The sequence below is a fragment of the Streptacidiphilus sp. PB12-B1b genome (assembly GCF_014084125.1).
Classification (GTDB): domain Bacteria; phylum Actinomycetota; class Actinomycetes; order Streptomycetales; family Streptomycetaceae; genus Streptacidiphilus.
In genome coordinates, this window is record NZ_CP048405.1 from 3,601,663 (window position 1) to 3,622,427 (window position 20,765).

General features: G+C 74.2%; 3 protein-coding genes and 1 pseudogene. All 4 read left to right on the plus strand.

Translation table 11 applies throughout. From position 1 onward, the window contains the following. The first annotated feature begins 1 nt into the window (after position 1). The 4 genes and pseudogenes from GXW83_RS34110 to GXW83_RS16220 all read left to right on the plus strand — a co-directional run bounded on the left by GXW83_RS34110 (position 2) and on the right by GXW83_RS16220 (position 20,714). On the plus strand, positions 2–13,201 hold the full coding sequence (locus tag GXW83_RS34110; RefSeq protein WP_225447028.1) for a type I polyketide synthase: 13,200 nt from the start codon (positions 2–4) through the stop codon (positions 13,199–13,201). A gap of 54 nt (positions 13,202–13,255) precedes the next feature. Continuing rightward, a pseudogene (locus GXW83_RS16210) lies at positions 13,256–19,468 on the plus strand (type I polyketide synthase); the annotation flags it as partial. Continuing rightward, positions 19,453–20,268 carry an SDR family NAD(P)-dependent oxidoreductase gene (locus GXW83_RS16215; RefSeq protein WP_182443766.1) on the plus strand — a complete coding sequence of 272 codons (816 nt, stop codon included), beginning with the start codon at positions 19,453–19,455 and terminating at the stop codon, positions 20,266–20,268. The pseudogene GXW83_RS16210 and the gene GXW83_RS16215, both read left to right, overlap by 16 nt. Next, a complete protein-coding gene (locus tag GXW83_RS16220) occupies positions 20,265–20,714 on the plus strand; it encodes an ester cyclase (RefSeq protein ID WP_182443767.1) in 450 nt (149 codons plus the stop codon). The genes GXW83_RS16215 and GXW83_RS16220 overlap by 4 nt, the downstream gene beginning before the upstream one ends. Positions 20,715–20,765: the final 51 nt, after the last annotated feature.

Sequence of the window (20,765 nt, forward strand, 5' to 3'; positions counted from 1 at the left end):
GATGACGACGAACGAGGCGAAGCTCCGCGACTACCTCAACCGGGTCGCCACCGAGCTGCACGAGACTCGCGGCCGCCTGCGTGAGGCCGAGGCCCAGGCGGCGGCGCGGACCCACGACGACGAGCCGATCGCCATCGTCGGGATGGCCTGCCGCTACCCCGGCGACACCGGCACCCCCGACGAGCTGTGGCGGCTGGTCACCGAGGAACGCGACGTGATCGGCCCCTTCCCCGCCGACCGCGGCTGGGACCTGGACCACCTCTACGACCCCGACCCCGACCACCCCGGCAGCAGCTACGCCCGCGAGGGCGGATTCCTCTACGGCGCAGGCGAGTTCGACGCCGGATTCTTCGGCATCTCCCCACGCGAGGCCCTGGCCGCCGACCCGCAGCAACGACTGCTGCTGGAGACCGCGTGGGAGGCGCTGGAGCACGCCGCCATCGACCCCACCCGGCTACGCGGCACCAGCACCGGGGTGTTCGCCGGCGTCATCGCCCAGGAGTACGGGCCGAGCCTGCACCACCTGCCCGCCGAGAAGACCGACGGCTACGTCCTGACCGGCACCACCACCAGCGTCGCCTCCGGCCGGATCGCCTACACCCTGGGCCTGGAGGGCCCGGCGGTGACCGTGGACACTGCCTGCTCCTCGTCGCTGGTGGCGCTGCACCTGGCGGCGCAGTCGCTGCGCTCCGGCGAGTGCGATCTGGCCCTGGCCGGAGGCGCCACCGTGCTGGCCGCCCCCGGCATGTTCATCGAGTTCAGCCGCCAGCGCGGCCTGGCCCCCGACGGCCGCTGCAAGCCCTTCGCCGGGGCCGCCGACGGCACCGCGTGGGGCGAGGGCGCCGGGGTGCTGGTGCTGGAGAAGCTCTCCGACGCCCAGCGCCTCGGACACCGGGTGCTGGCCGTGCTGCGCGGCTCCGCCGTCAACCAGGACGGCCGCAGCAGCCAGCTGACCGCCCCCAACGGCCCCTCCCAGCAGCGGGTCATCCGGCAGGCCCTGGACTCCGCCGGCCTGGGCACCGCCGACGTGGACGTCGTCGAGGCCCACGGCACCGGCACCCGGCTCGGCGACCCGATCGAGGCCCAGGCGCTGATCGCCACCTACGGCCAGAACCGGCCCGAGGAAAGGCCGTTGTGGCTGGGCTCGCTCAAGTCCAACATCGGCCACACCCAGGCGGCGGCGGGCGTCGCCGGGGTCATCAAGATGGTCCAGGCGATCCGCCACGGCGTGCTGCCGCGCACCCTGCACGTGGACCAGCCCTCGCCGTACGTGGACTGGTCCGACGGCGGCGTACGGCTGCTGACGGAGGCTCAGGAATGGCCGCAGCTGGACCGGCCGCGCCGGGCAGCGGTGTCGGCGTTCGGCGTCAGCGGCACCAACGCCCACGTCATCATCGAACAGGCCCCCGCAACCCCGCAGGACGACGCCCCCACGGCACCCCCCGCCGTGCTGCCCTGGCTGCTCTCCGCCCGCACCCCGCAGGCCCTGCAGGCCCAGGCCGGACGGCTCGCACAGCGCCTGGACAGCGACACCGCCCCCGAACTACCGGACGCAGCCTACTCGTTGGCCACCACCCGAGCGGCTCTGGAGGAGCGGGCCGTCGTCGTCGGCGACCGGGGCGGCATCGCCGCGCTCGCCCGCGGCGAGGAGTTCCCCGGGCTGGTGCGCGGCACCGCCGACACCACCGGCAAGACCGTGTTCGTCTTCCCCGGCCAGGGCTCCCAGTGGATCGGCATGGCCACCGAACTCCTCGCCACCGAACCGGTGTTCGCCGCCACACTGCAGGAGTGCGCCCAGGCGCTGGCCCGTTACACCGACTGGTCGCTGCTGGACGTCCTGCGCGGCGCCGAGGGCACCCCCGACCCGGACCGGGTGGACGTCGTCCAACCCTCGCTGTGGGCCGTCATGGTCGCCCTGGCCGAACTGTGGACCTCGTACGGGGTCCGCCCCGACGCCGTCGTCGGCCACAGCCAGGGTGAGGTCGCCGCCGCGTACGTCGCAGGCGGCCTCACCCTGGACGACGCCGCCCGCATTGTCGCGCTGCGCGCCCGCGCCCTGGCCACCCTGTCCGGACGCGGCGGCCTGCTCGCCGTCGCCCGGCCGGTCGCCGAGGTGACCGCCCGGATCTCCGCCTGGGGCGAGCGACTGTCCATCGGCGTGGTCAACGGCCCGGCGTCGACCGTGGTCTCCGGCGACCTCCAGGCCCTGGCCGAACTCGCCGAGGGCTACGCCGCCGACGGCGTCCGGGCCCGCCCGGTCGCCATCGACTACGCCTCGCACTCCGCCCAGACCGACGCGCTGCGCGGCGAACTCACCACGCTGCTCGGCGACGTCCGGCCGCGCACCGGCAGCCTGCCGCTGCTGTCCACCGTCACCGCCGACTGGCAGGACACGGCGGGCATGGACGCCGACTACTGGTTCGCCAACCTGCGCCGCACCGTCCGCTTCGAGGAGGCCGTGCGCGCCCTGGCCGCCGACGGCCACACCGTCTTCATCGAGGTCAGTCCGCACCCGGTGCTCACCGGCGCGGTCGAGGACACCCTCGCGGCGGCGGACGCCGTCCAGACCGCGGTGGTCGGCTCGCTCAGACGCGGCGACGGCGGCCGGGAGCGCTGGCTCACCTCGCTGGCGGAACTCCACGTCCGGGGCGTGCAGGTGGACTGGTCCCCGGCCTTCGGCGACCCCGCCCCCCGCCGGGTCGACCTGCCCACCTACGCCTTCCAGCGGCAGCGCTACTGGCTGGACGCCACCCGCTCGCCGGAGCTGCTCCCCGCCGCAGGCGGCCCCGCCGCGCCCGCCGACGACCCCTTCTGGAACCTGGTCGCCGAAGGCGACCCCGCCCGCCTGGGCGAGGCCATCGGCGTCGACGGCGCCCAGCTGGACCCGCTGCTGCCCGCGCTCGCCTCCTGGAGGGACCGGCAGCTCGGCGCCGCCGCCGCCGACGCCTGGCGCCACCGGATCCAGTGGCGTCCCGTTCCCGTCCCCGCCGCCGAACGGCTCACCGGGGACTGGCTGCTGGCCGTCCCCGAGGCCCACCCCGACCGCGACCGGATCGACGCCCTCAGCCGCGCCCTGACCGCCCACGGCGCCCGCGTCGTCCTGGTCGAGGTCGCCCCCGGGGCCGCCGACCGCGCCGCCCTCGGCGAGCAGCTCGCCGCCGTGGCCGGGCCCGCACCGGCGGGAGTGGTCTCGCTGCTCGCCCTCGGCTCCGGCAGCCACCCCGACCACCCGGCCCTGCCCTGGTCCTACGCCGCCAACGTCGCCCTGGCCCAGGCACTGGAGGCGACCGGCGCGCCGATCCCGCTCTGGTTCCTGACCAGCGGCGCGGTCAGCACCGCCGACGGGGACCGGGTGACCGACCCCGGACAGGCCCTGGTGTGGGGCTTCGGCGCCATCCTCGCCGTCGAGAGCCCGGCCCAGTGGGGCGGACTGGTGGACCTCCCGCAGCAGCCGGACGCCCGGACCTGGCAGCAACTGGCCGGACTGCTCGCCGACCGCTCCCCGGAGCGCGAGGCGGAGATCGCACTGCGGGCGTCCGGCGCGTTCGCCCGTCGGCTCACCCCCGCGCCGGCCCCCGCCCCGCTCGCGGCCGACGGCCCGCAGCCGTGGACCCCCCGGGGCACTACCCTGATCACCGGCGGCACCGGCGCGCTCGGCGGCCATGTCGCCCGCTGGCTGGCCCGGCGCGGCGCCGAGCACCTGCTGCTGGTCAGCCGTCGCGGCCAGGACGCCCCCGGCGCGGCCGAGCTGGCCGCCGAACTGGAGGCGCTCGGCGCCCGGGTCGGCTTCGCCGCCGCCGACGTCTCCGAACGCGGCGAGATCGAGGCCGTCCTCGCCGCCATCCCCGCCGAGCAGCCGCTCACCGCCGTCGTGCACACCGCCGCCGTCCTCCACGACGCCCTGATCCCGGCCCTCACCCCCGCGCACCTCGACCTGGCGCTGCGGGCCAAGGTCCAGGCCGCCCGGCACCTGCACGAGCTGACCGCCGGGCTCGACCTGTCGGCCTTCGTGCTGTTCTCCTCCGTCGCCGGGATCTGCGGCATCCCCGGCCATGCCAACTACGCCCCCGGCAATGCCTACCTGGACGCGCTCGCCGCGCACCGCCGGGCTGCCGGACTGCCCGCCACCGCCGTCGCCTGGGGCCACTGGGCCGGGGCCGGCATCGCCGCCTCCGGCGCCGAGGAGCAGCTGCGACGCCACGGGCTGGCCTCGCTGCCCGCCGAGCCCGCCGTCGCGGTGCTCGGCCAGATCCTCGACCACGGGGACAGCCACCTGGTCGTCGCCGACGTCGACTGGGCCGCCTTCTTCCACGGCCGGGTGCACCCGCTGGCCGCCGAACTCCCCGCCGTCCGCGCCGCCGCCCGCCGCCCGGACGCCGCCGACCCCGTCGCCGACGTCCGGCCCGGGGATCTGGGGGCGCGCCTGGCCAGGCTGCCCGCCGCCGAGCGCCGCCGGGCCCTGCTCGGCGTCGTCCGCGCCCAGGCCGCCCTGGTCCAGCGGCACGGCTCGGCCGAGGCGATCGACCCGGCCAAGGCGTTCCGCAACCAGGGCTTCGACTCGCTCACCGCCGTCGAGTTCCGCAACCGGCTGGGCGCGGCCACCGGACGCCGCCTGCCCGCAACCGTCGTCTTCGACCACCCCACCCCGGCCGCCCTGGCCGACTGGCTCGCCGAGGAGCTGTGGGGCGCCGACGGGGACACCGCACCGCAGGCCGCGCCCGCGACCGTCGGCAACGACGAGCCCATCGCCATCGTCGGCATGGCCTGCCGCTTCCCCGGGCAGGTCGCCTCCCCGGAGGACCTCTGGCGGCTGGTCACCGACGGCGTGGACGCCCTCACCGAGTTCCCCGACGACCGCGGCTGGGATCTGGAGCGCCTCTACAGCCCCGACCCCGACCGCCCCGGCACCTCCTACGCCCGGCACGGCGGATTCCTGGACGCCGTCGCCGACTTCGACGCCGAGTTCTTCGGCATCTCCCCGCGCGAGGCCCTCGCCGTGGACCCGCAGCAGCGGCTGCTGCTGGAGACCACCTGGGAGGTCCTGGAACGCGCCGGGATCGACCCGGACACCCTGCGCGGCAGCCGCACCGGCGTCTTCGCCGGAACCTCCGGCCGCGACTACGCGAGCAGTGCCCAGCAGGTGCCGGACGAGTTGGAGGCCTACCTCGGGATCGGCACCGCGGGCAGTGTCGCCTCGGGGCGGATCTCCTACACCTTCGGGTTCGAGGGTCCGGCGGTGACGGTGGACACGGCGTGCTCGTCGTCGCTGGTGGCGCTGCACCTGGCGGCGCAGTCGCTGCGCTCCGGCGAGAGCGACCTCGCCGTCGCCGGGGGTGTGCTGGTGATGTCCACGCCCACGACCTTCATCGAGTTCAGCCGCCAGCGCGCCATGTCGCCGGACGGGCGCTGCAAGGCGTTCGCAGCGGCGGCCGACGGTACCGGTTGGGCCGAGGGAGTGGGGCTGCTGCTGGTGGAGCGGTTGTCGGATGCCCGGCGGTTGGGGCACGAGGTGTTGGCCGTGGTGCGCGGCAGCGCGGTCAACCAGGACGGCGCCTCCAACGGCCTCACCGCCCCGAGCGGGCCGTCCCAGCAGCGGGTGATCCGGCAGGCCCTCGCCGCAGCCGGGATCGCCGCCGACCAGGTGGACGCCGTCGAAGCCCACGGCACCGGCACCACCCTCGGCGACCCGATCGAGGCCCAGGCACTGATCGCCACCTACGGCCAGAACCGGCCCGAGACACGGCCGTTGTGGCTGGGCTCGGTGAAATCCAACATCGGCCACACCCAGGCGGCGGCCGGCGTCGCCGGGGTCATCAAGATGGTCCAGGCGATCCGCCACGGCGTGCTGCCGCGCACCCTGCACGTGGACCAGCCCTCGCCGTACGTGGACTGGAACGCGGGAGCCGTAAAGCTGCTGACGGAGGCTCAGGAATGGCCGCAGCTGGACCGGCCGCGCCGGGCGGCGGTGTCGGCCTTCGGGGTCAGCGGCACCAACGCCCACGTCATCATCGAACAGGCCCCCGAAGCTCCGCAGAGCGACGCACCCACGGCACCCCCCGCCGTGCTGCCCTGGCTGCTCTCCGCCCGCACCCCGCAGGCCCTGCAGGCCCAGGCCGGACAACTCGCCGACCTGCTCGACGCCGAGGCTGCGCCCGCCGACCTGGACGCCGCCTACGCCCTCGCCACCACCCGCGGTTCGCTGGAGGAGCGGGCCGTAATCCTCGGCGACCGCCAGGGCCTGCGCGCCCTGGCACGCGGCGAAGCGACCCCGCAGACCGTCGTCGGCTCGTCCACGGGCACGGGCACGGGTGGTCTGGCGTTCCTGTTCACCGGCCAAGGCAGTCAGCGGGCCGGTATGGGAAGGGAGTTGTATGCTTCGTATCCGGTGTTCGCCGAGGCGTTCGACGCGGTGGCGGCCGAGTTCGACGGGCTGTCGGAGGGTGTGTCCCTGGCCGAGGTGGTGTGGACGGGCGCGGGCCTGGACGAGACGGGGGTGACGCAGCCGGCGTTGTTCGCTCTCGAGGTTGCGTTGTTCCGGTTGTGGGAGTCGTGGGGTGTGCGTCCGGACTTCGTGGCGGGTCATTCGGTGGGGGAGGTGGTGGCTGCTCATGTGGCGGGGGTGTTGTCGTTGGGTGATGCGGTGGTGTTGGTTGCGGCGCGTGGGCGGTTGATGCAGGGGTTGCCCTCGGGTGGGGTGATGGTGTCGGTGGAGGCGTCGGAGGGTGAGGTTGTTGAGGTTCTGGCGGGTCGGGAGGGGGTGTCGGTTGCGGCGGTGAACGGTCCGGTGTCGGTGGTGGTGTCGGGTGATGAGGTGGTGGTGTCGGCGGTTGCGGAGGAGTTCGCCGGTCGGGGTCGGCGGGTGCGTCGGTTGCGGGTGAGTCATGCGTTCCACTCGCCGCACATGGACGCGATGTTGGCGGAGTTCGACCAGGTCGTGTCCTCGCTGACCTTCGCCGCTCCCGGCATTCCGCTGGTGTCGGGGATATCGGGTCGGTTGGCGTCGGTGGAGGAGGTGACGAGTCCCGGCTACTGGGTGCGGCATGTGCGGGAGGCGGTGCGTTTCGCTGATGTGGTGGGGGAGTTGGTGGGTGCGGGGGTGTCCACGTTTGTGGAGTTGGGGCCGGATGGGACGTTGTCGGGTCTGGTGCGGGGTGTGGTGGGTGATGCGGTGGCGGTTCCGGTGTTGCGGCGGGGTCGTGGTGAGGCGTTGACGGCGGTGTCGGCGTTGGGCCGGGTGCATGTGCAGGGTCATCGGGTGGACTGGCCGGTGTTGTTCGCCGGTTCGGGCGCGCGCCGGGTGGAGTTGCCGACGTATCCGTTCCAGCGGCGCCGTTACTGGCTGGAGCCCGCCCGACGCGCCCACGACGCCTCCGGTTTGGGCCTGGGCGCCATCGATCACCCGCTGCTCAGCGCATCGGTCACCCGCCCGGACGCCGATACCTTCCTGCTCACCGGCAGTCTGTCCCGGCGCACCCACCCCTGGCTGGCCGACCATGCCGCCCTCGGCTCGGTACTGCTGCCCGGAGCCGCCCTGGTCGAACTGGCCGTCAGAGCCGGTGACGAGGCCGGTGCCGCAACCCTGGACGAATTGGTGGTGGAAGCGCCGCTGTTGCTGCCCGAGCAGGGCAGCGTGCAACTCCAGGTCGCCGTGGGCGAAGCCGACGCAACCGGGGCCAGGAGCGTCACCATCCACTCCCGGCGGGCCGAGGGCCCGTGGCTCCGGCACGCGTCCGGCACCCTCTCCTCCGCACCGCCGCCACCGGCGCAGCCGCTCTCCGGGCCCTGGCCGCCGACCGGTGCACAGCTGGTCGAGATCGAGTCGGTGTACACCGCCCTCTCGGCAGCCGGGCTGGAGTACGGCCCCGCGTTCCGGGGGTTGCGCTCGGTCTGGCGTGACGGCGACACGTACTACGCCGAGGCTGCGCTGCCGGAGGCCCCGCGCGAGCAGGCGGCCCGCTTCGGCATCCACCCGGCGCTGCTCGACGCGGCACTGCAACTGCCCGGCCTGCATGGGGCTGCGGGCGAAGGGGCGCGACTGCCCTTCGCCTACCGGGGAGTTGCCCTGCACGCCGCCGGGGCCGCCGAGCTGCGCGTCCAGGTGACCGCGACCGGCCCGCACGCCTTCGCGCTGAGGGCGGACGACACCACCGGCGCGCCCGTGGTGTCCGTGGAGTCGCTGGCGACTCGCCCGGTGACCGCCGACCGGCTCGACCTCGTCCCCTCGCCGCAGCCGGACTCCCTGTTCACAGTCGACTGGACCGAACTGCCCCTGGCCGCAGGCCAGGTGTCGCAGCCGACGACCGTCCACCCCGCTCTGCCGGACCTGGACGACGCGGTTCCGCTGCCCCCGTGGGTGGCGGTCGGCATGGCGTCCGATCCGCGCCCCGGCGATGCCGACGTGCCCTCCCGGGTGCGCGCCGTGCTGGCCGACACCCTGACGCTGGTTCAGCAGTGGCTGGCCGACGAGCGCCGGCAGGCGTCCCGGCTGGTGCTGGTGACCAGGAACGCGGTGGCGACCGCTGCAGGTGCCGCCCCCGACCCGGTGTCGGCCCCGGTGTGGGGCCTGCTGCGGTCCGCGCAGTCCGAGAACCCGGACCGCCTCCTCCTGGTCGATGTCGACGGCAGCGACGAATCCGCCGAGGCGCTCGGCGCGGCGATACAGGCGGCGCTCGACGCCGAGGAGAGCCAACTGGCGCTGCGCGCAGGACGGGCCTCCGTGCCCCGCCTGGCCCGCGCTCGCCAGCCCCAGCCCGCGACCGACCAGGGTGAGCCTGCGTGGAATCCGCAGGGGACAGTGGTGATCACCGGTGGTACCGGGGTGTTGGGCGGTCTGTTGGCGCGGCATCTGGTGGCGGCGCGTGGGGTGCGCCGGTTGCTGCTGGTGTCGCGGCGCGGTCTGGAGGCTCCGGGCGCCGGGGAGTTGCTCGCGGAGTTGTCGGCCTTGGGCGCCGAGGTGGAGGTTGCGGCGGTGGACGCCGCCGACCGTGAGGCTCTGGCGGGGGTGTTGGCGGGGATTCCGGCTGATCGTCCGCTGACGGCCGTGGTGCACACAGCCGGTGTGGTGGACGACGGTGTGATCGGCGCGTTGACCCCGGAGCGGCTGGAGACGGTACTGCGGGCCAAGGCCGACGGCGCCTGGAACCTGCACCAACTCACCCGCGAGCAGACCGATCTGGCCGCCTTCGTGCTGTACTCCTCGGTCGCCGGGGTGCTGGGTTCCCCCGGGCAGGCCTCCTATGCGGCCGCCAATACCTTCCTGGACGCTCTCGCCGCGCACCGCCGGGCCTCCGGGCTGCCCGGGCAGTCCCTGGCCTGGGGCCAGTGGGAGCAGCCCAGCGGTATCACCGAGCACCTCAGCCGGACCGACCTGGCCCGGCTGGTCCGCCTCGGTATCAGGCCGCTGACCAGTGACGAAGGCGCGCAGCTGTTCGACGCGGCGCTGTCGCTGCCCGGGCACCCGCTGCTGGTGCCCTCGCCGATGGACACCGCCGCGCTCACGGCGGCGGGCGGCCCCGTCGCGCCGCTGCTGCGCGGCCTGGTCCGCCCGGCCCGCAGGACGGCGCGCAGCGGCGGCGGCACGAGCACCGGGGCATCGCTCGGTCAGCGGCTCGCCGCGCTGGCCGACGACGCCGAGCGGGATGCCGCACTGCTGCAACTGGTCCGGTCGGAGGTCGGCACCGTGCTCGGCTCCGATGCCGGATCGGTCGGCGTCCAGCGGGCGTTCACCGCCCTGGGCGTGGACTCGCTGACCGCCGTCGAGCTGCGCAACCGGCTGAACGCGGCCACCGGGCTGCGGCTGTCCGCCACCCTGGTGTTCGACCACCCCACGCCGGGCGCCCTCGCCGAGCACCTGCGTACCCTGCTCGCCGACGCCTGGACCGGTTCGTCGGCGCAGACCACGCCCACGCCGGCTGCCGGGCAGCCCGCCGCGCCTCCCGCCGAGGATCCGATCGTCATCGTCGGCATGGCCTGCCGGCTGCCCGGCGGGGTCGCCACCCCCGACGAGCTGTGGCAGCTGGTGGCCGGCGGCGGGGACGCCATCTCGGAGTTCCCGGACGACCGAGGCTGGGACCTGGAGGCGCTCTACAGCGAGGACCCGGACCGTCCGGGCACCTCCTACACCCGGCACGGGGGCTTCCTGGAGCGTCCGGCCGACTTCGACGCCGCGTTCTTCGGCATCTCCCCGCGCGAGGCCCTGGCCACCGACCCGCAGCAGCGGCTGCTGCTGGAAACCACCTGGGAGGCGCTGGAGAGCGCCGGGATCGACCCCGGAACCCTGCGCGGCAGCCGCACCGGGGTGTTCGCCGGGGTGATGTACCACGACTACGCGCCCCGGGTGCGGGAGATCCCGGCGGAGCTGGAGGGCTGGCTGGGCAACGGCAGCGCGGGCAGCGTCGCCTCCGGCCGGATCTCGTACTCGTTCGGCTTCGAGGGCCCGGCGGTGACCGTGGACACGGCGTGCTCCTCGTCGCTGGTGGCGCTGCACCTGGCGGCGCAGTCGCTGCGCTCCGGCGAGTGCGATCTGGCCCTGGCCGGGGGCGTCGCGGTGATGTCCACGCCGACGACCTTCGTCGAGTTCAGCCGCCAGCGCGCGCTCTCCGCCGACGGCCGCTGCAAGGCGTACGCAGGGGCGGCGGACGGCACCGGCTGGGGCGAGGGCGTGGGGCTGCTGCTGGTCGAACGGCTGTCGGACGCCCGCCGTTTGGGCCATGAGGTGCTGGCCGTGGTCCGGGGGACCGCCGTCAACCAGGACGGCGCGTCCAACGGTCTCACCGCGCCCAGCGGACCCTCCCAGCAGCGGGTCATCCGGCAGGCCCTCGGCAACGCCGGGCTCACACCCGCCCAAGTGGACGCGGTCGAGGGACACGGCACCGGCACCACGCTCGGCGACCCGATCGAGGCGCAGGCGCTGATCGCCACCTACGGCCAGGACCGCGACCCCGAGCGGCCGTTGTGGCTGGGCTCGCTCAAGTCCAACGTCGGCCACACCCAGGCGGCGGCGGGCGCGGTGGGCGTCATCAAGATGGTGCAGGCGATCCGTCACGGCGTGCTGCCGCAGACCCTGCACGTGGACGAGCCCTCGCCGTACGTGGACTGGCAGGACGGCGGGGTGCGGCTCTTGACGCAGGCCCGGGACTGGCCGGAGACCGGCGAACCGCGCCGGGCCGGGGTGTCCTCGTTCGGCGTCAGCGGCACCAACGCCCACGTCGTCATCGAACAGGCCCCCGAACCGCAGCCGAAGCCCTTCAAGGCAAGCCCTGACCTGGACGGCACTGCCCCGCTGCTGCCGTGGGTGCTGTCCGCCCGCAGCCCGGAGGCGTTGCGCGGCCAGGCCGCCAAGCTGGCCGACCACCTTGCCGCCGCCGACGCTCCCCGACCGGTGGACGCCGCGCACTCCCTGCTGGTCACCCGCGCCGCGCTGGAGCAGCGCGCCGTGGTCGTGGCCGCCCCGGATGTCGCGGAGGCCACCGGCGGACTGCGCGCACTGGCGGCGGACGACCCGGCCCCCGGGCTGGTCACCGGGGTCGCGGACCTCGACGGCAGGACGGCCTTCGTCTTCCCCGGCCAGGGATCGCAGTGGCCGGAGATGGCCATGGGCCTGCTGGACACCGCGCCGGTGTTCGCGGCCAGGATCGAGGAGTGCGCGCGGGCGCTCGCACCCCACACCGACTGGTCGCTCCTGGACGTGCTGCGCGGCGTCGACGGCGCCCCCGGCCTGGACCGGGTGGACGTCGTCCAGCCCGCGCTGTGGGCGGTGATGGTGTCCCTGGCCGAGCTGTGGACCTCGTACGGGGTCCGCCCGGACGCGGTGATCGGCCACAGCCAGGGGGAGATCGCCGCTGCCTGCGTGGCCGGGGCGCTCAGCCTGGACGACGCCGCCCGGGTGGTCGCCCTGCGCAGCCGCGCCATCCTGGCCCTGTCCGGGCGCGGCGGCATGGCCTCGGTCCCGCTGCCCGCCGCCGAGGTCGAGCAGCGCATCGCCCGCACGGAGGGCCGGTTGTCGATCGCGGTCGTCAACGGCCCCTCCTCGGTGGTGGTGTCCGGGGAGCCGGACGCCCTGGCCGATCTCGTCGCCGACTACCAGCAGCAGGACGTGCGTGCCCGGACGATCCAGGTCGACTACGCCTCGCACTCGGCCCAGGTCGACGATCTGCGGGAGGAGCTCCTGGAGTCGCTGGCGCCGGTCCGGCCGCGCACCGGCCGCGTCCCGATGCTGTCCACCGTCACCGGCGACTGGATCGACACGGCCGGGCTGGACGCCGAGTACTGGGTGACCAACCTGCGCCGGACGGTGCGCTTCGAGGAGGGCGTCCGTGCCCTGGCCGCCCAGGGGCACGTCGCCTTCATCGAGATCAGCCCGCACCCGGTGCTGACCGTCCCGATCCAGGAGACGCTGGAGTCCGCGGGTGCGGCGCGCGGCAGTGTGGTGGCGGGTTCGCTCCGGCGCGGCGCGGGTGATCTGCGGCGCTTCCTCACCTCCGCCGCCGAGGTGCATGTACGCGGCATCCGGGTCGACTGGTCGCCCGCCTTCAGCGAGTTGACGGTGCATCAGGTCAAGCTGCCCAGCTACGCGTTCCAGCGCCGTCGGTACTGGCTGGACGCCGTGGTCTCCAACACGACCGTCGACGCCGCGTCGGTGACCGCTGCGGCACCGGCCGCCGACACCGGAGCGGCCTGGCAGCGGCGGCTCGCCGCCCTCGGCGCGGAGGAGCGCGCGGCCGCCCTGCTGGAGCTGGTCCGCGCCGAGGTCGCGGTGGTCCTGGGCCACGCCGACAGCTCCGGCGTCCTCCCCGACCGGGCCTTCCGCGACCTCGGGCTCAGCTCGCTCACCGCCGTGGAACTCCGCAACCGGATCGGCGCCGCCTCCGGCCTCGACCTGCCCGTCACGCTGGTCTTCGACCACCCGACCCCGGTCGCCATCGCCGACTACCTGCTGGCCGAACTCCCCTCCGGGGAAGCCGGATCCGAGCCGCCCAGCGCCAACGCCTCGCTCGCCGCCCTGGAGCAGGCACTCGCCTCCGCAAGCACCGGCACCGGCACCGACGACCGGGACGAACTCCTCACCCGGCTGCGGGCCCTGGTGGACCGCTGGGACGACCGCGACAGCGGACTCCTCGGCCTGGACGAGGAACTCGACCTGGAGACCGCCACCGACGAGGAACTGTTCGAGCTGATGGACCGCAACTCCGAAGCGCTCTGAACACCGCGCCACCCCGACCGCCCCCACCGACCCTGAGAGGCCCCCACTGCCATGGCGAACGACCAGAAGCTCCGCGAGTACCTGAAGCGTGCGCTCGCCGACGCCAGACACGCCCAGAAGCGTCTGCAGGAGGTCGAGACCAGCCGCCGGGAGTCGATCGCCATCATCGGCATGGCCTGCCGGCTCCCCGGCCGGGTCGCCTCGCCGGAGGATCTGTGGCAGCTGGTCAGCGAAGGCGGCGACGCCGTCAGCGCCTTCCCCGACGACCGGGGCTGGGACCTGGAGGCGCTCTACCACCCCGACCCCGACCACACCGGCACCTCGTACACCCGGCACGGCGGATTCCTGGACACCGTCGCCGACTTCGACGCCGAGTTCTTCGGCATCTCCCCGCGCGAGGCCCTGGCCACCGACCCGCAGCACCGGCTGCTGCTGGAGACCGCGTGGGAGGCGTTCGAGCGGGCCGGTATCGACCCCACCGCCCTGGGCGGCAGCCGCACCGCCGTCTTCGCCGGGATCGCGGGCGGCGACTACACCCCACGGCTGCAGGACGCGCCGTCCGACCTGGAGGGCTACCTCGGCATCGGCGGACTCGACAGTGTCGCCTCGGGGCGGATCTCGTACACCTTCGGGTTCGAGGGTCCGGCGGTGACGGTGGACACGGCGTGCTCGTCGTCGCTGGTGGCGCTGCACCTGGCGGCGCAGTCGCTGCGCTCCGGCGAGAGCGACCTCGCCCTCGCCGGGGGCGTGAGCGTCATGTCCACGGCGCAGGGTTTCATCGAGTTCTCCCGGCAGCGCGGCCTGTCCGCCGACGGCCGCTGCAAGGCCTTCGGTGCGGGCGCGGACGGTACCGGTTGGGCGGAGGGGGTGGGGCTGCTGCTGGTGGAGCGGTTGTCGGATGCCCGGCGGTTGGGGCATGAGGTGTTGGCTGTGGTGCGCGGCAGCGCGGTCAACCAGGACGGCGCCTCCAACGGCCTCACCGCACCCAACGGCCCGGCGCAGCAGCGGGTGATCCGGCAGGCGTTGGAGAACGCCCGGCTGGCCCCCGGCGACGTCCACGCCGTGGAGGCCCACGGCACGGGAACCTCGCTGGGCGATCCGATCGAGGCGCAGGCGATCATCGCCGCCTATGGCCAGGACCGCGACCCGGAAAGGCCGTTGTGGCTGGGCTCGCTCAAGTCCAACATCGGCCACACCCAGGCCGCGGCGGGGGTGGCAGGCGTCATCAAGACCGTCCAGGCGCTGCGCCACGGCGTGCTGCCGCGCACCCTGCACGCGGACGAGCCCACGCCCTACGTCGACTGGTCGTCGGGCACCGTGCGCCTGCTCACCGAGGCCCGGGACTGGCCGGAGACCGAGGAGCCGCGCCGGGCCGGAGTCTCCGCCTTCGGCGCGAGCGGCACCAACGCCCACGTCATCATCGAGGAGGCCCCGGCCCTCGACGAGCCGCTCCTGGAGGGCGAGCCGGACCAGGCCCCGCCGCCCCAACGGGCCTCGAGCGGAACCCTGCCGCTGCTGCTCTCCGCACGCACCTCCGATGCGCTGCGCGTCCAAGCGGCCCAACTGGCCGACCGCTTGGACGCCACCGACGATCCGCTGAGCCGGGCCGACGCCGCCTACACGCTGGTGACGGCCAGGGCCCTGCACAGCGAGCGCGCGGTCTTCCTCGGCGGCAGCGACAGCCTGCGGGCCTTCGCCCGGGGTGAGTCGACGCCGGAGGCCGTCGTCGGTTCGTCCACGGGCACGGGCACGGGTGGTCTGGCGTTTCTGTTCACCGGTCAGGGGAGTCAGCGGGTTGGTATGGGGCGGGAGTTGTATGCGTCGTATCCGGTGTTCGCGGAGGCGTTCGAAGCGGTGGTGGCCGAGTTCGACGGGCTGCTGGACGGGGTGTCGCTGGCCGAGGCGATCGAGTCGGGGGAGGGCCTGGACGAGACGGGGGTGACGCAGCCGGCGTTGTTCGCTCTCGAGGTTGCGTTGTTCCGGTTGTGGGAGTCGTGGGGTGTGCGTCCGGACTTCGTGGCGGGCCACTCGATCGGCGGGGTGGTGGCTGCTCATGTGGCGGGGGTGTTGTCGTTGGGTGATGCGGTGGTGTTGGTTGCGGCGCGTGGGCGGTTGATGCAGGGGTTGCCCTCGGGTGGGGCGATGGTGTCGGTGGAGGCGTCGGAGGGTGAGGTTGTTGAGGTTCTGGCGGGTCGTGGGCCGGGGGTGTCGATTGCGGCGGTGAACGGTCCGGTGTCGGTGGTGGTGTCGGGTGATGAGGTGGTGGTGTCGGCGGTTGCGGAGGAGTTCGCCGGTCGGGGTCGGCGGGTGCGTCGGTTGCGGGTGAGCCATGCGTTCCACTCGCCGCACATGGACGCGATGTTGGCGGAGTTCGGTCAGGTGCTGGCGGGGTTGTCGTTCACTGCTCCGCGTATTCCGCTGGTGTCGGATGTGACGGGTCGGTTGGCGTCGGTGGAGGAGGTGACGAGCCCGGGGTACTGGGTGCGGCATGTGCGGGAGGCGGTGCGTTTCGCTGATGTGGTGGGGGAGTTGGCGAATGCCGGAGTGACGACGTTTGTGGAGTTGGGGCCGGATGGGACGTTGTCGGGTCTGGTGCGGGGTGTGGTGGGTGATGCGGTGGCGGTTGCGGTGTTGCGGCGGGGTCGTGGGGAGGCGTTGACGGCGGTGTCGGCGTTGGGTCGGGTGCATGTGCAGGGTCATCGGGTGGACTGGCCGGTGTTGTTCGCCGGTTCGGGTGCGCGCCGGGTGGAGTTGCCGACGTATCCGTTCCAGCGGCGCCGTTACTGGCTGGAGCCCGCCCAACGCGCCCACGACGCCTCCGGTTTGGGCCTCGGCACCATCGACCACCCCTTCCTGGGGGCGGCGCTCACGCTGCCGGACACCGGCGGAGTCCTGCTCACCGGCAGTCTGTCGCTGCGGACCCACCCCTGGCTGACCGGACACCGGGTGCAGGGCAGCGTGGTCGTCCCCGGCACCGCGCTGCTGGAGTTGGCGATCAGAGCCGCCGACGAGGCCGACGCCGGAACCCTGGACGAATTGGTGGTGGAAGCGCCGCTGTTGCTGTCCGAGCAGGGCAGTGTGCAACTCCAGGTCGCCGTGGGCGAGGCCGACGCAACCGGGGCCAGGAGCGTCACCGTGCACTCCCGCCCGGCCGGGGCCGACGCCGAGTGGACCCGGCACGCCTCCGGGCTGCTGGTCGACGACACCCCGCAGCCCGCGCAACCGCCGTTCGCCCCGGCCGCCTGGCCGCCGCCCGGCGCCGAACCTCTGCCCGTCGATGACGTGTACGACACGCTGGCAGCCTCCGGGCTGGAGTACGGCCCCGCCTTCCGGGGGCTGCGCGCCGCCTGGCGCGACGGAGCGGACCTCTACGCCGAGGTCGCGCTGCCCGAGGACCAGCGGGAGTCGGCCGCCCGGTTCGGCATCCACCCCGCCCTGCTCGACTCCGCCGTCCACCTCACCGCGTACCGGAGCCTGACCGACACCCCCGAGGGTTCCAGCAGACTCCCGTTCGCCTACGAGGGGGTGCGGCTCCAGGCGACCGGCGCGACCGAACTGCGGGTTCGGTTGCGCTACACCGGGCCCGAGGCGATCTCCGTGGATGCCGTCGACGCCACGGGAGCGCCGGTCGCCTCGGTGGCGGCGCTGCGCGCCCGGCTGGTGTCGTCGGCGCAGCTGGAGTCCGCCCGCAGCAGCACGCAGGACGGCATCTTCCAGCTCGACTGGGTCACCCTGCCCGTTGCTGCCGAACCGGCCACGGCACCGGAGGGCGCGGCCGAGCGTCCGGCCTATCCGGATCTGGCGTCCGTCGAGCCCGGCGCGGAGGCCCGCCCCTGGCTGGCCGTCGCCCTCGACGGACCACCGGCCGACGACGACGGGCACGACGACGGGGACGTCCCCACGGCCGCTCGCGTCCTGCTGCACCAGGCGCTGTCGCTGGTGCAGGAGTGGCTCGCGGACGAGCGGTGGCAGGCGACGCGGCTGGTGGTGGTCGTCCGCGAGGCCGTCGCCGTCAGCCCGGGCGACACCCCGAACCCGGTGGTGGCCCCGGTCTGGGGCCTGCTGCGGTCCGCCCAGGCCGAGCACCCGGACCGGATTCTCCTGCTCGACCGGGACGACCACCCGGATTCGGAGGCAGCCCTGCGTGCGGCCGTCACCGCCGCCCTGACTGCGGGAGAGCCGCAACTGGCGCTGCGTGAGGGGACAGCGCGAGTTCCGAGGCTCTCCCGCGCCACCGCTGCCCCGTCCGATGACCCGCTCCCGGTGTGGAATCCGCAGGGGACGGTGCTGATCACCGGTGGTACCGGGGTGTTGGGCGGCTTGTTGGCGCGGCATCTGGTGGCGGTGCGTGGGGTGCGCCGGTTGCTGCTGGTGTCGCGGCGCGGTCTGGAGGCTCCGGGCGCCGGGGGGTTGCGTGCGGAGTTGTCGGCCCTGGGCGCCGAGGTGGAGGTTGCGGCGGTGGACGCGGCCGACCGTGAGGCTCTGGCGGGGGTGTTGGCGGGGATTCCGGCTGATCGTCCGCTGACGGCTGTGGTGCACACGGCCGGTGTGGTGGACGACGGTGTGATCGGTGCGTTGACCCCGGAGCGGCTGGAGACGGTACTGCGGGCCAAGGCCGACGGCGCCTGGAACCTGCACCAACTCACCCGCGAAAAAACCGATTTGGCCGCTTTCGTGCTCTACTCCTCGATTGCGGCCGTCTTCGGCGGCCCCGGTCAGGCCTCCTACGCGGCCGCCAACACCTTCCTGGACGCCCTCGCCGTGCACCGCCGCGCCTCCCGGCTGCCCGGGCAGTCCCTGGCCTGGGGCCAGTGGGAGCAGCCCAGCGGCGTCACCGCGCAGCTGACCGAGGCCGATCTGCGCCGCGCCGCCCGCGCCGGGGTGCGGCCGATCCGGTCCGAGCAGGGTGTGCGCCTGTTCGACGCGGCGGAGCAGCTGGCCGCGCCCTATCTGGTCCCCGCGCCGCTCGACCTGAACGCCCTGCGCGGGGACGGGGTTCCGGCGCTGCTGCGCGGACTGGTCCGGCCCGCCCGGCGGACCGCGCGGTCCGCCGTCGTCGGCGGGCCGACGCTGGCGCAACGCCTCGCCGGAGCGGACGAGGAGACCCGGCAGGCGGTGCTGCTGGATCTGGTCCGGACCGAGGTGGCGGCCGTCCTGGCCGCCGAACCGGACGCGGTGACCGGCCAACGCCCTTTCAACGAGCTGGGACTGGACTCGCTGAGCGCGGTGGAGCTGCGCAACCGGCTCACCGCCGCCACCGGCCTACGGCTGCCGCCCACGGTGACCTTCGACCAGCCGACCCCCACCGAACTCGCCGCGCACATCGACGAGTTGCTCGGCGACCTGAGCCCGGTCGACAGCGCCCCGGCCGCAACCGGGGCCGTGGTCGCGCCCGGCGCGGACCACCCGCTCTCCCGGCTCTACCGACAGCTGGCCGCGCAGGGCAAGTTCGCGCGGGCGTCGGCGCTGATCGGCGTGGCCTCGCACCTGCGTCCGCGCTTCGGCACGGGGGAGCGGTCCGCGCACGCCCTGCCGCCGATCCAATTGGCCACCGGCGCCCGGGAGACGGCGGTGGTCTGCTTCCCCGCGCTCAGCGCGATCTCCGGCCCGCACGAGTACGCCCGTTTCGGGCACGCCTTCCAGGGCGAGCGGGACGTCTTCGTACTGCCCTCGCCGGGGTGGGAGCCCGGAGACCACCTCCCGGACGACCTGGACGCCTTCCTGACCCTGCACACCGAGACGGTGCTGGACGTGGTCGGCCACGACCGCCCGTTCGTCGTGGTCGGACGCTCCATGGGCGGCTGCGTGGCGCACGCCGTCGCGGCCCGGCTGGAGGAGCAGGGCCGGGCCGTGTCCGGGCTGGCGCTGATCGACGCCTACCCCATCGACAGCGCCGTCCGCGAGGGCATGGGCGAGTGGTGGCTGACGGCGATGCTCACCGGGATGCTCGACCGGATCGAGCAGTACGACATGGTCTGGAGCGACGCCAGCCTGACCGCGATGGGCGGCTACAACACCGTCTTCGACGGCTGGCAGCCGAAGCCGGTGGACGCGCCCATCCTCGCCGTCCGCGCCGACACCCCGCTGCGCGGCACGGTCGTGGACCCGACCGGGCGCCATGACTGGCGCGCCTACTGGCCCCTCCCGCACGAGGCGGTGGACGTCCCCGGCGACCACTTCACCCTGCTGGAGCAGCACACCCCGACGACGGCGGACGCCGTCCGGCAGTGGATCGAACAGAAGGAGCAGCAATGGTCAGCCCAGTAGCGGAGGCGGCGCCGGTGGCGTTCGTCACCGGAGCCGCGTCCGGGATCGGCGAGGCGACGGTGCGGCTGTTCCACGAACGCGGGCACCGGGTCGTGGCCGTGGACGTGGACGAGGAGGGCCTGGCCAAACTTGCACTCCTCGACGACGTGGTGGCCCTGGCCGGTGACGTCGCCGAGGAGGCCACCAGCACCGCGGCCGTCCGGCTCGCCCTGGAGCACTTCGGCCGGCTGGACGCGGCCGTGCTCAACGCCGGGATCGGCGGCTCCGGGCCGCTGGAGTCGCCCGGCTCGATCGAGCGCTTCGACCGGCTGTTCGCGGTCAACGTGCGCGGCATCGCGCTGGGCATCCGGGCGGCGGCGCCGGCCCTGCGGGCCTCGGGCGGCGGCGCGATCGTCGCCACCTCCTCGGTCTCGGGGCTGCGCGGCGACCCGGGCACCTGGGGCTACAACGCCACCAAGGCGGCCGTGATCAACCTGGTGCGCGGCGCAGCCATCGACTACGCGGCGCAGAACATCAGGATCAACGCCATCGCGCCCGGCGGCACGGTCACCGCGCTGACCAGCGGCGTCCTGGCCCATCCGGAGCTGGGCGAGGCGGTCACCCGCCGTATCCCGGCGCAGCGCTGGGCCGCCCCCCGCGAGCAGGCCGAGGTGGTCTGGTTCCTCGCCTCGCCTGCCGCCTCCTACGTGACCGGGGTGACCGTCCCGGTCGACGGGGGTCTGAGTGCCAACGGGGGCATCCTGCTCCCGCCGCAGGCCCCGCTTCCCACCCGCACAGCAACAGAAGGAGACAACACGTGAGCACCCAGGCCGACACCGCCGGAGCAGGCACCACCGAGGCCAACAAGCGCGTGGCCCGGCGGTACTTCGAGGAGTTGGTGAACGGGCAGCGGATCGAGGTGCTGGCCGAGGTCGTGGCCGCCGACGCCGCCGACGAGACCCGGGTCGGGGTCGGCGGCAGCGGTACCCGGGCCGACTTCCAGGAGCATGTCGAATGGCTCTGGAAGAGCGTCAAGGAGCTGGAGGTGACCGTGGACGACCTGGTCGCCGAGGGGGACCGGGTGATCGTCTTCTGGACCATCGCCGGCATCCACGAGGGCACGGTCTTCGGCGTGGAGGGAACCGGCCGCCGGTTCCGTGGGCGCAGCATCAGCTCGCTGACCGTCCGCGACGGCCAGGTCGTCCGCTACAACGTGCTGCCGGACCGCCTGGGCATCGTCCAGCAGTTGACCGCCCCGGCCGTCTGACACCGCACCGCACCAGCCGCACCACGCCCCACCGGTCCCCGCACCATCCGA

What these genes read in the sequence shown, in the direction of transcription:
- GXW83_RS16215 (WP_182443766.1), top strand. Translation starts at nt 19,453, where the DNA reads ATGGTCAGCCCAGTAGCGGAGGCGGCGCCGGTGGCGTTCGTCACCGGA.
- GXW83_RS34110 (WP_225447028.1), top strand. Translation starts at nt 2, where the DNA reads ATGACGACGAACGAGGCGAAGCTCCGCGACTACCTCAACCGGGTCGCC.